Annotated in this window: 14 protein-coding genes; 4 read left to right on the top strand and 10 right to left on the bottom strand. The window is 56.8% G+C overall.

The features are described 5' to 3' along the window. The first annotated feature begins 236 nt into the window (after positions 1-236). A complete protein-coding gene (locus tag EH209_RS06095; RefSeq protein WP_126662013.1) occupies positions 237-527 on the top strand; it encodes a DUF7692 domain-containing protein in 291 nt (96 codons plus the stop codon). A 329-nt stretch (positions 528-856) separates the two neighbouring features. On the opposite strand, the gene EH209_RS06090 is transcribed toward EH209_RS06095, so the two are convergent. From EH209_RS06090 to EH209_RS06060, 7 genes are all read right to left on the bottom strand, one after another. Continuing rightward, positions 857-1,240: a hypothetical protein gene (locus tag EH209_RS06090; RefSeq protein ID WP_126662012.1), complete on the bottom strand. Its 384-nt coding sequence runs from the start codon at positions 1,238-1,240 to the stop codon at positions 857-859. A gap of 235 nt (positions 1,241-1,475) precedes the next feature. Beyond that, positions 1,476-2,651 carry a hypothetical protein gene (locus EH209_RS06085; protein ID WP_126662011.1) on the bottom strand — a complete coding sequence of 392 codons (1,176 nt, stop codon included), beginning with the start codon at positions 2,649-2,651 and terminating at the stop codon, positions 1,476-1,478. Between the two features lie 81 nt (positions 2,652-2,732). After that, positions 2,733-3,548 (bottom strand): hypothetical protein, encoded by an 816-nt coding sequence (locus EH209_RS06080; RefSeq protein WP_126662010.1) that lies wholly within the window; start codon positions 3,546-3,548, stop codon positions 2,733-2,735. Then, positions 3,545-4,147, bottom strand: a complete 603-nt coding sequence (locus EH209_RS06075; protein ID WP_126662009.1) for a hypothetical protein — start codon at positions 4,145-4,147, stop codon at positions 3,545-3,547. The genes EH209_RS06080 and EH209_RS06075 overlap by 4 nt, the downstream gene beginning before the upstream one ends. A 2-nt stretch (positions 4,148-4,149) precedes the next feature. After that, positions 4,150-5,754 carry a hypothetical protein gene (locus EH209_RS06070; protein ID WP_126662008.1) on the bottom strand — a complete coding sequence of 535 codons (1,605 nt, stop codon included), beginning with the start codon at positions 5,752-5,754 and terminating at the stop codon, positions 4,150-4,152. Beyond that, complete coding sequence (locus tag EH209_RS06065; RefSeq protein WP_249038755.1) at positions 5,755-6,261, bottom strand: PGF-CTERM sorting domain-containing protein; 507 nt, start codon at positions 6,259-6,261, stop codon at positions 5,755-5,757. A gap of 18 nt (positions 6,262-6,279) precedes the next feature. Further along, entirely contained in the window at positions 6,280-6,711 is a 432-nt protein-coding gene (locus EH209_RS06060; RefSeq protein ID WP_126662007.1) for a hypothetical protein, read from the bottom strand. Positions 6,712-6,818: 107 nt separating this feature from the next. Between EH209_RS06060 and EH209_RS06055 the strand changes: the two genes are divergently transcribed. Both EH209_RS06055 and EH209_RS23920 read left to right on the top strand, forming a co-directional pair. Continuing rightward, complete coding sequence (locus EH209_RS06055) at positions 6,819-7,004, top strand: hypothetical protein (protein ID WP_126662006.1); 186 nt, start codon at positions 6,819-6,821, stop codon at positions 7,002-7,004. Positions 7,005-7,122: 118 nt separating this feature from the next. Next, a complete protein-coding gene (locus EH209_RS23920) occupies positions 7,123-8,325 on the top strand; it encodes a PD-(D/E)XK nuclease domain-containing protein (protein WP_211338325.1) in 1,203 nt (400 codons plus the stop codon). Between the two features lie 29 nt (positions 8,326-8,354). Here the strand turns inward: EH209_RS23920 and EH209_RS24560 are convergent, their stop codons facing one another. Continuing rightward, positions 8,355-8,615: a winged helix-turn-helix domain-containing protein gene (locus EH209_RS24560; protein WP_126662005.1), complete on the bottom strand. Its 261-nt coding sequence runs from the start codon at positions 8,613-8,615 to the stop codon at positions 8,355-8,357. Between the two features lie 672 nt (positions 8,616-9,287). On the opposite strand from EH209_RS24560, the gene EH209_RS06040 reads away from it, so the two are divergent. After that, positions 9,288-10,301, top strand: a complete 1,014-nt coding sequence (locus EH209_RS06040; RefSeq protein ID WP_126662004.1) for a tyrosine-type recombinase/integrase — start codon at positions 9,288-9,290, stop codon at positions 10,299-10,301. Between the two features lie 596 nt (positions 10,302-10,897). On the opposite strand, the gene EH209_RS06030 is transcribed toward EH209_RS06040, so the two are convergent. Both EH209_RS06030 and EH209_RS06025 read right to left on the bottom strand, forming a co-directional pair. Further along, positions 10,898-11,893, bottom strand: coding sequence for a linear amide C-N hydrolase (locus EH209_RS06030; RefSeq protein WP_126662003.1), 996 nt, complete (start codon positions 11,891-11,893; stop codon positions 10,898-10,900). A gap of 63 nt (positions 11,894-11,956) precedes the next feature. Continuing rightward, complete coding sequence (locus EH209_RS06025; protein ID WP_126662002.1) at positions 11,957-12,454, bottom strand: DUF1269 domain-containing protein; 498 nt, start codon at positions 12,452-12,454, stop codon at positions 11,957-11,959. Positions 12,455-12,559: the final 105 nt, after the last annotated feature.

The following is a 12,559-nucleotide window of genomic DNA, read 5'->3' as shown; positions in this document are numbered from 1 at the left end:
AAGAGCGAGATATAGATTTCAGTTACCTTGATCTCTTCCCCTCTGGTTGCACGTCGCGAAGAGCGGTTTCCCCAATATGAACACGAACCGAGTACCGTCCGTGTTCATATTCGGCCCATAGCCCACGAGATCGTCTTGGTCTTCACAGCGATCACGCCGGGACTGATCCCTCTTTATAAACTGGGACCGCTCGAGTGAACCGAAAAAACTAGGAATAGCGGGTTGTGTTCACGGGCATGTCTCACAACGAGACGCCCGGATCGGTTCGCATCCGGACCGACGACGGGAACGAATGGCGATTCGACGCGATTCAGAAAGCCGCTCGGTTCTACGACTGTAACCGGAGCAACGCGGTCGCGTTCGCCTGCGAAGACGTCGACTCGCTCGTCTCCGCAGCTCGGGACGTCCTCGAGCGTGAGGATCTCACCTGCGAGCAGCGCCGGGAGATCGCCGAGACACTGAGTACTCGAGCTGTTCGCTTCGACATCGAAACCTCGGTATCGGTATCGACAAAAGGAGAACTATAGCAGTAGTTGGTGATACGGTTTCTTTATCAGGTCTTTCGTCTGAATTAGAGTTAGACGATTCGTTACGAAGACATCCGAACTTATCGTTAGGACCATAATATGTGAGTATTAATGGATAGGATGATGGAAACGATACGGAAAGTCATTGTCGGTGCCGCTATTGGACTTGCAACCGCTTTTCTTTACGATATATTCAATATAGGAAGACTTCTAGGGCTTTGAGACCAAGCATTAGACACAGAACTTAGTAATAGGCTAGTTCTCTATACTGAATGAGTATTTCACAGCCGATTTTAAATAAATAAACCGTGTAACCTCTACTGCTCTGCTCAGAAAATATCGGCGATCGCGATTTTCGCTTGTTCGGTGCCACGATGGTCGCCACCGCCGTGCCAGCGGAGCAGCGGTAGATTCGTCGCCTTGACCATCTTGTCCCTGACGATCGTGCAGCCTGACCGCCCATGCGGTCGGTAGACGACAAAACAGTACCAGCCGTCGGCGCGGCGTAGCTTCTCGTGGTACTCACGATAGACCTTGAAGTTCCCCGGCTGGCCGTCCGAGTGCTCAAGCATCGTACTCTTAATCTCGACGGGAGTTTCGTTCCCGAACCTGGCGTCATGCCAGCTGGCTCGCTCAAGTTCGAATCGCCGCTTCTTCGCCATCCGTTTCTCGCAGGCCGTTCCGAAGTGATTCGCACGCTTCGATCGATTCACGGCGATCGCCTCCTCTCACGCGCGGCGCGATTTTTTCGAAATCGCCATTCGGAAACATCATATTTCTGAGTGTTTCGTATGCGCCCCGCGCGTCGATATATATACTCCTCCGCTGCTGGCAGAGCGACCGCGCCCATCGCGATTGCCTCGCTCCCGACAGGGAGCGAGCGCGGTGGGCTATGGGCTTCACTAAAGGGGGGTCGGTTGCGCTTTACACCTTTACACCCCGGCGCCGTCATGCGATCACCCGCTCGACGGTGTCAACCCAGTCTCGCTTCTCGCCGCCTTCGTCGATCTCTTTCCACCAGTTCGAGACGGTAGCGTGGCTGTACGGCACGTACTTGGCGGTTTCGCGGGCCGACATTCCCTCGTTTCGGCACGTTTCCATCGTCCACGCGGCGACCTGTTTCACTTCGTTCTCACCGATCGCCGGGCCGTCGTCCTCGCTCGAGGGCGCCGACCAGGACCAATCGGCTTCGTCGTGCGTGTGGGGTTCGTAGTCCGCTGGCGGAATACCAGTGAACGGCCGCGGATCGACGTCTCGGAGCTTGCCGCCGCTGATTCGCTCGGCTTTGATCGCCTTCCCCTTGTTGTTGCGGTCGGGCTTCTTGATGATCGTGCCGACCCGCCAGAGCAACGGATGAATCGAACTCTCGTCGTGGCCGATATAGATGAGACAGCCGTTGTACTTGCGGATCTTGAACACGAGCGGCCCCATCAGTTTTCGCACTTTCTGGCCGTCTTCGCCGGTCCCCGAGGCGTTCGTCGAAAATTCGTCTCCGACGAACGCTTTCGGCTGTTGGGCGTTCTCGACCGGGTTCCCGTCCTGCGTTACCCACTCCTCGAGCAGCGGGTAGTGCGGGATCCAGCCGTCTTCGACGTCGCCGTTGTCACGGACCCAGTCGTCGTTCCGCGGGAGCGTGCGGATATTCGACGCCACTTTTAGATCGCCGTCTACCCACCGATCCCGCAGCTGCAACAGTAGGCACGCGAGGTTCGTTTTGCCAGCACCCATTTCGCCCAGGATGACGATCACCGGCGCCGGCCCGGCGACAATCTCCCGAAGCCGAGTGATCGCCTTGATACCGGATAGGTCCGCTTCTTGTGCCGGGTCGCCGATGTAGTGTTTCAGCGTCAGCGTGTCGCCGTTCTCAAGGGCCTGACGGGCCGTATCGCTCCCTTCGGCGCGGAGGATATCCCGATTCTTTCCGACGTCCATGTACGTCGCTGCGGCCTTCGAGTCCCATCTGTCCGGGTCGTGGTGGATTGCCCGCATGGACATCTGTCGGTCGACCTGCTCGTCACGAACGAACCCGGAGTGCTCGAGTACCTCGTCGGGATCGCGAGCGAGGTTCCCGTCTTGATACTCGCGAAAGCCGCCCACCGTGAAATTGTCTTGTTCGTCGCCCATGTCTCAGCGCCTCCAGCGGTCGAACTCGAGTGCGGTGAACAGTGCGATACTCCCGACTGTGCAGAGTGTGTCTATCATCAGTCAGTCCCTCCCGTCAGTGGCGGCCTGTTCTGCGGCCTGTGCGCGGGTCTGCGGCGGTCCGCCGGTTGTCTCGATGTCGTGCTCGTCGCTGTACTCTTCGACGTACTGCGAGATATCCTTGATCTCGTCAATATCGCTTCCCTCGGCGTCTATCTTCGCCGATTCGAAGCGTTCCTTGACCGTCGTCCGCGGGTTCATCAGCCCGCGCTCGTCAGCCTCGGCTTCTTCGTTGATGACATCCTTCTGGATCTGAAGCCCCATCTTCGAAATTCGGCCGCGTAAGCGGTTGTACTCGAGGAACGACTCAACGAGGTCGTTGTGGACGTCCTCGAGCATGGCCTTTGTCGTGATGAGTTTCGAGTCGGCCATCTGGCTCATGTAGCAGCCTCGGACGATGAGCGTCCCAGTCTCGCCTTGGTCGGGATGCCAGTCGAACTCCCGCACCTCGAACGCGTCCCCGTCGTTCACCGGATATGGGCTCGGGCCTTCGACGGTCTTCTTACTCCACACGCCGGGTTCGACGTAATACTTCTCGCGTTCGTCGGAGACACCGTTGATGTGGTGAACGGCCACCATGTGCCGATTTCGGAGTTTCCGGGCACCCGTGACGAACAGTCCGAGCAGCGGCGGCCCCAGGAGCAACAGCGCCGCGAACCAGCCGAAGACGATCGGCGGCACGCCCGGCACCTCCGGGCGAATCCAGATCAGTAGGGCACCGATCGTGACCGCGAGACCGAGTACGATCAGTTGTCCCTCGGCGACGATGTACGTCAGTCGATCCTGCCAGTTGCCGAACGTCGTACTCGTATCGCTCATGCCTGGATCACCCCGCTTACCTCCGAGCGGACGACGTACCAGGCGCCGACTGCTGCGAGCCCGACCGTCATCCCGATACCCGAGAACAGCCCCGACTCGCCGCCGAAGTGCCGGAACGGGTTCTGCTCGACCTGTCCGACCGAGATACGCGCCCCGGTCCCTTGATTAAGGGACTTCTCGGTCGCGATCGCGACGCCCGCGCCCTGGGTGGCCGTCACGGGGAACGTAATCGTGTTCGTTCCTTCCTCGAGTTCCTCCTCGGCGTAGTTGAACGAGCCCGTGCCTCGCTCCCAATCGCTTGCCTCAGTCATCGAGACCGTCGTCGGCCTATCGGCCTCGATCTCGATCGTGAACATTCCCGGCTCATACTCCCAGTCGGTGATCCGCGTCTCGCTGTCGATCTCCTGCGTGAACTCCTCGTTCGGTTCGACCGTCGGCACCGACTCGTTCTCGTCCTCGAGCTGGCCGTCGGAACGATCGTCGCCCTGGTCGGTCGCGTTCTCGGCGTCCTCCTGCGCGGCCACCGGCGCGATCCCGGCGCCCATGCCCATCGCCAGCACTACGGCTACCACGACGGAAAACGAAAGAATCCGATTCATGATTAGTTCCCCAGTCCGGGTATCGCGTCCGTTACGATCCCGACGACCGCGATCACTACCACGCCAATCAAACCGAGACCGAGCAACTGGCCACCGTCGCCGCCGAAGAACGTCGGCAGACCGAGGTTGAAACCGTCGTCGTCCTCTTCCTCCGTCTCCTCCTGTGCCTCCTCCTGCATCTTGATCCACTCCTTGCGGAGTGCCTGAAGCTCCTCCTCGAGCGCGGCAATGTCCGCGGTCTGGTTGTTCCGGCTCTGCGTTTGGAACGTGTCGATATCGTTCCCGTCGGCGTCAGTCACCTTCACGAAGGTCGTCGGCGACTCGATCGACGTGAACGCTCCTTTCCGCTCGCCGCTTATTTCATCGACGTAGTTGTACGCGATGTAGAACGGTTCGTTCCATGTGCTCGGCTCGTAGGTCTTCCCCGTCTCGAACCCGATTTCGTTTCCGTCCGCGTCGGTCGGCGTGTGGGCGGTAAAGATGTCAGCCGTGACTTCCCAAACGCCGTCCTCCGCTTCGGTGCTCTCAATCTCGAGCTCGGCGGAGAGTTCGGCCGTGGTAGGGATACCGAGCATCGCCGCATGAGCCGACTGCCCGGCAGCGTTGTCGTAGTTCTGGTCGAGTTCCGTCGCGGCCGTGATCGGGTCCACGAGGTCTTCGGTCGGGATGTCGCCCGGCTCGTAGTTCGCGTACACGTCCGACGTGAACCCGGAGAGATCCGCATTCACTTGGTCTCGCTTCGAGATGACGGTATCGAGCGGGGAGCCCCACCATGTTTTTGCATGGAATTTAGCCGAGGTGTTCGGACCATCTATTTGCAGATGGTTTCCATGACTCCCCTCATTGGCCTTCTCAACCCACATCTCCATTCCGTCACTGCCTGATGTCTCTCCATTATAGGACATATATTCGACAGTGGTACCGTTCAGACAGGTGTACGTGCGGGTTTCCCATGTTCCACCCCAACCAGATTCGACAAGTTGGCCGCCGGACCCTTGGCCGGTGAAGTGGTTAGACGCATTCACGTTTGAGTGCGTCGCAGCCTGCTCCCACAGGTGTTTTAACTGACGCATTTGGGCGTCTGAGTGAGTGATGATGTTTTTCTCGATAGTCGAGTAATAGTCATCAATCGCCGTCTGCATGGCGTCGGTCGCGGCAGATTCGCCGTTTCCGGCGTTCATTTCCTCAATGATCGCAGCCTTCCCCTTCGCGTAGGCTACGTTCTCCGAGTTGGTGATGTTGTTCTCGATCGAAGTCATCACCCGCACGTCAGCACTTTCCATATCAGTCGCCCCTTTCTCAATCTCGTTCAGCAGCGCGTCAGCGCCGGTATATCCACTGTAATCCCGGTCGTCGCCGGTGAAGTGGTCGACTGCTTTTTTCGTCACGTAGTGGACGCCGGCCGCCGCCGCGATCCCACCGATCACGAACGCTGGCGCGATTGCCGCCACGCGGCCGATCGGTGAGTATCGGGGCGCGACGCGATCACCGACGACTACCATCCCACCGAGCGCCGTCCCGGTCGCCGCCGTCCGCCGCATGAGTCCACGCCGCGATATCTTTGAGTCGTGGGCCGTGGGCTGTGGGCCATCGTCCGCTGCTGACATTTACGACCCCCTCCGGGCGAGCATGGCCGCCGCCCCGATCGCCGCGATCGCGACGCCGGCGCCGAAGCCAGGCGAGCCGTCCGAGAAGGTGAAGATACCGCCGATCGAGCCATCAGTCACCGTCACGTCGTCGGCCTCCGTATCGTCGGCATCGACCACGACTTGATAGTCCGTCCCGTCCTCGAGCCCGTCCGCTTCAGTGTACTCGGTGGATGTCGTGTTGCCCTCGTCGGCCGCGATCGAGTCCGAGAGAACGACCGTCGCGTTCGTGCCACTGTCCTCGAACTCGGTCGCGTTGTAGAACGTCACCGACGCGCTCGCGTTCGCCGGGTCCGAAATCGAGTCGTTCCAGACGACGTCCACGGTCACGTTCGAATCGTTCGAGAACGAAACGGTCTCGTTCGCCATTTCAGTCGTCGCCGCTCCGCCGATCGCCGCGAAACCGACAATACCGATAGTCAACAGTGCCAGTCCAACAACCGCCTGTGTGTAGTTCGAAAGTTGCATTGTGAAGTCCTCTCTGGGTTACTTGTAAGCGATAACGTAGAACGCCGCCGCGTTCAAGATGACCGTAAACCAGCCGATGTACCACATCGACTCGAGAGCGACCGCGACGGCCGGAACGAGCGAACTGAGCACGTTGAGGATGACCGCGAGCAAGACGACGACGGTCTCAACGTCGGTCCAGTCTTCCGGCGTCGACTCGTTCGTGAGCCAGCCGACGAGGAGAATCCCCATCGAGAGGATGAACGCATACGTCACCTCGGTTCCGTTGGACGCCCAGATCGCATCGGCCAGCGAGAAGTTCAGCGGTGCGTTGAACTGCAGCGTCCCGACGGCGCCGACCGAGATCGACGCCAAGACGAACAGCGGCGCGAGGATGCTGTCTGTGAGATCAATTCCGTTCTCCCGACGAACCGTGTCGGGAACCATATTCTGTGGTAGGCTCAGTGCCATACGCGCCGCTTTCTCCGATCCCACGAAAGCGTCCGGAATACCACCGGAACCCCTCCGGATTCCAGAGGGTCACCAAGTTTTATGAGAAGGGGGGTTGCCCGCCGGATATGGCGCTGAACAAACTCCGTCAGTTGGATCAGGATTCGGTCGGGATCACCCTCCCGAAAGACGACGTCCGCGTCGAGGGCCTTCTTGACGAAAACGGCCAGCTCCAGAGCGACCACCACGTCCACATCCGCCACGTCGGCGACGGCAAATGGAGCGTCGAGTTAGTCGAGGGACTCGAGCCGTAAGCCAGACCGATTTAATGATTCTCGAAAATCTCAGCAATTAGAACCCTGTATCAAACGCCTTGACGATTAGCTACCGATCCCTTTTTAATCATTAAGTTAAACTTCACATCTATACCGGGTGTTAGAGAGATTGAGTATTAAGATAATTACTGAGAAAAAGCGGGGAGTTGATATAGGTTACTCAGATGTGAGTGTAGAAAAATGGGACAAATATGGGGGATACAAACTTACAGAAGATATTCTAATCATCGATCCATTTATTTATTATACGAACTACGACGAGGGGACTCGTGATAACATAGCCAAATCTGTTCTCGATCTTCAAGATAAAATTGATCAATTCTTAAGAACTGATGGCATTGTGATCTCATTTATGTCTCATGCTTTTGGACACAATCCAGAAACACTCGAAGAAGATAGGGTAAGGAATGATGCTGTATTTGAGGATATGGGTATTGCTTTCTCAACTGGTAGAATACAGGATTATGAATGCTACCTCCAAGAAGACAACAAATGGTTGGATAAATATGTGGATTTGGTTGGTAAATCTGACTGCTATTTGGAATACGATGGCACAAAGTTTGAAAATGAGACTGAATTAATAACACGCGGACCTCATGGATCTGTATGTGGGGTTGCATTCACGTCATATGACGGATCCGAGAATGGTTCAATAATATTCCTCCCAAGGCCTGACGACCTAACTGTGAGGCCAGAGGAATGGTTCCAACATTCACTACTTACAGCTTTAGAATATATACCAGAAGGAAAAAGAGATGAGATACTACCAGAGACAGATGATGAAAATAATACAGAAGATGAAACTGGTAGCTCTGAAGAGTACGAAGCTATTAGTAAAATATTGAGGATATGTGAAAGATTCCCTCGGATAGCCTTAGAACTCGAAAGTAGATATAACGATAGAGATACGATAGAAATGGATGATGAATACGATGTTCAAGATCTTCTTCATGCTATTCTCTGGCTAGATTTCGATGATGTGAGGGAAGAAGAATATTCTCCAAGTCATGGTGGAAGCAATTCAAGAATTGACTTTTTATTAAAGGATGAGAAAATCGGAATCGAGGTGAAATATGCAAATGAAAATAACAAAGAAAAGGATCTCAAAAACCAGTTAGCGGAAGATAAAGAGCATTATAAAGCACATTCTGACTGTGAGAATTTAGTTTGCTTCATCTATGATCCAGAGTTCGTTATAGAAAATCCCAGTGGATTTGAAAAAGATTTGTCAAGCCAAACTGGCGATCTTCCGACCGAAGTGATTATCTCCCCAAAGACACCCGCAGTACCTATTCAATGAAATTAGAGAAATAGTTTTCTGATAATAATTCATTGAGTCTGTTCTAGTTCTTCAGCTTCAATTTCACCCTCGAGATATGCACGGCCTCGGTCGGTGATCTGGTAATAACTCCCATCTACTTTTTCAATGAGATCAGCGTTTTCGAGTTTGCTCATGCGTCGAGAGACCCAGTTTCGAGAATAGTCCAAATTAATCGCTGTGACTGCGGGAGATAGTATTAAATTGGACTCATTGAGCAATTCAAGAATTCGACTATCAGTTTGATTCATCCAGCTAACCCGCGGGCGCATACCCGAATCTCGTATTGTCGCATTTAACAGATAGCGAAAGCTATTGTATAGACCAAGATTTGATGACCTGTAGAACACGGAATAGTGGGTTAAGGTTAAGTAATGTCTGTTCCTGTGTAGGATCAACGGAGGCCAGACGGACCCGCCGGTACCCGGTCGGGTCCTCGAGAGAAACGCGGACCCGGTGCTTGGGACACCGGCCCGCCTGGCTTCCGTACCATAGATACGGAAGCATGTATTCGCGCAACCGCGCGGGGGAAAAGTCCCCCGATCGACCGAGAGAGTCGCGTATCGGCCCACAGCCCACGCTTTCCGGAATCGGTTTCGGAAACGACCGACTCCGTCAGCAACGTTCTCTAACAGGTGTTATTCACTACTTCGTGAATTATCGGGAATTCGGAAACCATATTCCGACAACTAAGTGGAGAGAAGACGCTCGATATAATCAGCCGACGGACAGCAGCCGCGCGCGCCCCCGCTCCTACACAGTGGCGCGCGCGGTGAGTCCGCGGTCCCATAACAGTGAGACCATGAGCGAGATTGCACGCAACCCCGGTAAGAGTACCGGATACTGTAACTGCAGGGATAGCTCCGAGGTGAGGCGATGAGCCTCGAGTTCACCCGCGTCGGCAAGTACGACCAGACCAGCGAGCGCGACGGAGGGGGTGAGCGATGAACGACGATCTCCAACCGCTTACGCCGTCCGAGGGCGTCGATATGTTCCTCGAGCACCGGCAGCCGAGTATCCGCGAATCTTCGATGCAGAACGCTCGGCACCGCTTATCGGTGTTCCTCGAGTGGTGCGAAGAGCAAGAGATTGACAACCTGAACGACCTGACCGGCCGCGATCTGTCGCTGTTCGTCTCCTGGAGGCGGGGCGACGTCGCGCCGATCACGCTGCAAAAGCAACTCAGTAGCGTCCGGATGGCCCTGCGTTGGTGGGCCGACATCGAGGCCGTCGACGATGGTCTCGCGGAGAAACTGCACGCTCCCGAGCTGCCGGACGGCGCCGAGTCCCGCGAGGTATTCCTCGCGGCCGACCGCGCGAAGCAGGCGCTTCGATACTTCGACCGGCATCACTACGCCAGCCGGGACCACGCCCTGATTGCGCTGATCTGGCGGACCGGGATGCGACGGGGTGCAGTCCGAGCGCTCGACGTCGACGATCTCGACGAGGATGATCAGGCGATCCGTGTCGAGCACCGACCGGAGACGGGCACACCGCTGAAGAACGGCGACGGCGGCAGCCGGTGGGTCTACCTCGGACCGCGCTGGTTTCAGATTCTCTCCGACTTCGTGGAGAACCCCGACCGAAAGGACGTCGTCGACGAGCACGGTCGCCGACCGCTGTTCACGACGCGACAGGGAACCCGCCCGACCGGCCACTCGATATACAAGTGGGTGATCCGGGCGCTACACCCGTGCACGTACGCGGAGTGTCCCCACGACCGGACACCGTCTGGCTGCGAGGCGCGGAGCAGCGACTCGAGTCCATCGAAGTGCCCGTCGGCGCGATCGCCGCACGCGGTCCGCCGCGGTGCGATCACGAACCACCTGAACGAGGAGACGGCACCCGAGACGGTCAGCGAGCGGATGGACGTCTCCCTCGAGGTGCTGTACGAGCACTACGACGCGAGAACCGAACGCGAGAAGATGGCGGTTCGACGCCAAGACGTTCCGAAATAAATTACCAGAGACATGAATTGCAAAACTACGCGACAGCGCGGGATTTCACCATCCCGGCGAGTCCATTTCCTTCCGCTCACTACGTTCGCTCCAGTCAAGGGACTCGCCGTAGTCACACTCGCTTCGCTCGCATGACTCCCGGCGAGTCCACAGTTGTGTTCAGAAATATCGTCTCGAGGTGAGGTCCGACTGTTGATGACCCCGCTGTAGGACGGTGCGTGTCCACTTCCGAAATCGTTGTCCGCGGTTGCCGATCTCGCCGACCTCGTCTCAGATGATCAGCGCGATTCTCGTGTCCCGCGAGGAACAGTGAGTGCTCGTCACGTTCGACAGCCAAGGCGGCGGATGCGGATCGACACGATCCTCTTGACCGGCACTGTCTCGTCTGCTCCTCCTCGACTGGTACGTTTCCGTTGAAGGCTTAATGGCGTCTTTGCTGGTTGTAGTACTGCACGAACTGTTCGAACCGTTCTCGGGTACTCGCCCGACTGCCCACTCATGAATTACGGAAGCGGTCGATTCGCGTTTTGAGGGTATAAAATCGCTTTTCGATTGCCGACATGCCCTTAGTACGAATGGATCGAGAGTAGCGAGAGTCAGTTCGGTGAGGCAGGGACGCCGAGAAACTCGAACGGCTCGGTCTCGACGAGTTCGTTGACGGCATCGCCGGCAAAGGCGTTCGCCTGGTTTTCACCGAGCGACAGCGATCGGACTCCGGCATCGGCGGCGAAGTCGATCTCGTCGAGGTCCAGCCAGAAAACGTTCGGTGAGAACGCCGACTCGAAGTAGTAGCGTCGGTCTCGGTGATCGGCGACTGTGCGCCAGCGCGTCGAGGAGATATGTGGTTCGTCCGGCGTACTGATCCCGTACGGTACGGAGACGTTGCGGATCACGCCGAAGACGCTCGCCGTTGCGGTTCGACGGTTCTGTGTCTGTGGGATTGCGTCCACGTAGAAACTTGCACGGGCGAACCGGTCCGCTGGGCGATTCGTTCCCGGCAACATGACGGTTCCACCGATCTCCGACCAGTACTTGTCGAGTGCGAGTTGCTGGTCGAACGGCGGGGAGTTCGTCATCACCTGATACTCCCGATCGTGATGGATCACTAACTCGCCGTCGACGTACTCGAGGATGGCGCTGTCACCCGTGGCGTCTGACATGGAAAGGTGCAGGGTGGCGAACCGACCTTCGTCCGGGATTTCGTCGGAAACGACGACGAATTCTTCTTTCCGGTGGTTCTCGACCGCCTCGGCGACCGTCGCGAAGTTGTCGAGGACGTACTGTGCCCACACTGAGACCGACAGTCCAGGTGCGTCGCCATCCCACTCGGGATAGTCGGATTCGGTGAGCCACAGAACGTTCGCGGCCAGTCCTGCCTCGTTCATTCCGTCGGTCGTTGCGATGTCGTATGCGGAGGCGATGACGCTGCCGTACTCAGCGGTCCACTCCAGCGAGGCTGGACCGACTTTGCCCGTTCGATCCATTCCGCGCGGGAATACCCAGACGTTGGTGCCGATCTCGTTGTGCCAGTCCATCGACCGGCCGGTGAGCACGATGTCCTCGGGTCCGAGATACATCAACCGCGTACACATCTCGGTTGCCCTCTCTGAATGGCGCCTGCCAATTTTCGCACCGATTTCCGTTCTCCCGTCATTTTAGGCTGCGACTTCTTCAGCTGCAAACATCTCCCGAAGCGTATCTTCGTCCGTCGGCGAGAGGTTCGTGCGAATCACTTCTGGATCGTACGACGCGAGATCCTCGACGATGCGCTCTTCGGAGACATCGTGAGCGAGCATGAACAGCGCGGAGTGGCCAGGTTCGATCGTATCAGACACCTCATCAATGAAGTCGTCATCAATACCGACATTGGAGAACTTTCCGGAGAGTGCACCGCTTGCGGCTCCAATCGCAACACCGAGCCACGGCATCCAGAAAATGGTCCCGATAAGCAGGCCCCAGAACGCCCCGCCTAGGGCGCCCGCACCGACCAGACTTCGTGCCTGTTTCACTTTGACGTGACCGTTTTCCTTCCGGACGACGACCGCTGCGTCGTCGAGTTGGAGCAACTCTTCTTTCTGAAGTTCGTAAAGTTCGTCACGGACGGATTTCGCGCCATCCATGGAATCGAACGCAAGGACGATTAGTTCTTTCATCGGCAATGAACGCACATCGACGTTGGTGTTAAATGTTTCACACGATAATTTAAAACAGCATCTATCTAGAAGTTCTTAAGAACTGATGATGCACTTTACCCGGTC

Source organism: Haloterrigena salifodinae, assembly GCF_003977755.1.
In the GTDB taxonomy this organism is placed as follows: domain Archaea; phylum Halobacteriota; class Halobacteria; order Halobacteriales; family Natrialbaceae; genus Haloterrigena; species Haloterrigena salifodinae.
This window is presented reverse-complemented; position numbering and strand designations above follow the sequence as displayed.

Excerpts from the sequence above, each read along its gene's own strand:
- EH209_RS06095 (WP_126662013.1), top strand. The coding sequence starts at position 237 with ATGTCTCACAACGAGACGCCCGGATCGGTTCGCATCCGGACCGACGAC.
- EH209_RS06085 (WP_126662011.1), bottom strand. The coding sequence starts at position 2,651 with ATGGGCGACGAACAAGACAATTTCACGGTGGGCGGCTTTCGCGAGTAT.
- EH209_RS06080 (WP_126662010.1), bottom strand. The coding sequence starts at position 3,548 with ATGAGCGATACGAGTACGACGTTCGGCAACTGGCAGGATCGACTGACG.
- EH209_RS06075 (WP_126662009.1), bottom strand. The coding sequence starts at position 4,147 with ATGAATCGGATTCTTTCGTTTTCCGTCGTGGTAGCCGTAGTGCTGGCG.
- EH209_RS06070 (WP_126662008.1), bottom strand. The coding sequence starts at position 5,754 with ATGTCAGCAGCGGACGATGGCCCACAGCCCACGGCCCACGACTCAAAG.
- EH209_RS06065 (WP_249038755.1), bottom strand. The coding sequence starts at position 6,261 with ATGCAACTTTCGAACTACACACAGGCGGTTGTTGGACTGGCACTGTTG.
- EH209_RS06060 (WP_126662007.1), bottom strand. The coding sequence starts at position 6,711 with ATGGCACTGAGCCTACCACAGAATATGGTTCCCGACACGGTTCGTCGG.
- EH209_RS06055 (WP_126662006.1), top strand. The coding sequence starts at position 6,819 with ATGGCGCTGAACAAACTCCGTCAGTTGGATCAGGATTCGGTCGGGATC.
- EH209_RS24560 (WP_126662005.1), bottom strand. The coding sequence starts at position 8,615 with ATGCGCCCGCGGGTTAGCTGGATGAATCAAACTGATAGTCGAATTCTT.
- EH209_RS06040 (WP_126662004.1), top strand. The coding sequence starts at position 9,288 with ATGAACGACGATCTCCAACCGCTTACGCCGTCCGAGGGCGTCGATATG.
- EH209_RS06030 (WP_126662003.1), bottom strand. The coding sequence starts at position 11,893 with ATGTGTACGCGGTTGATGTATCTCGGACCCGAGGACATCGTGCTCACC.
- EH209_RS06025 (WP_126662002.1), bottom strand. The coding sequence starts at position 12,454 with ATGAAAGAACTAATCGTCCTTGCGTTCGATTCCATGGATGGCGCGAAA.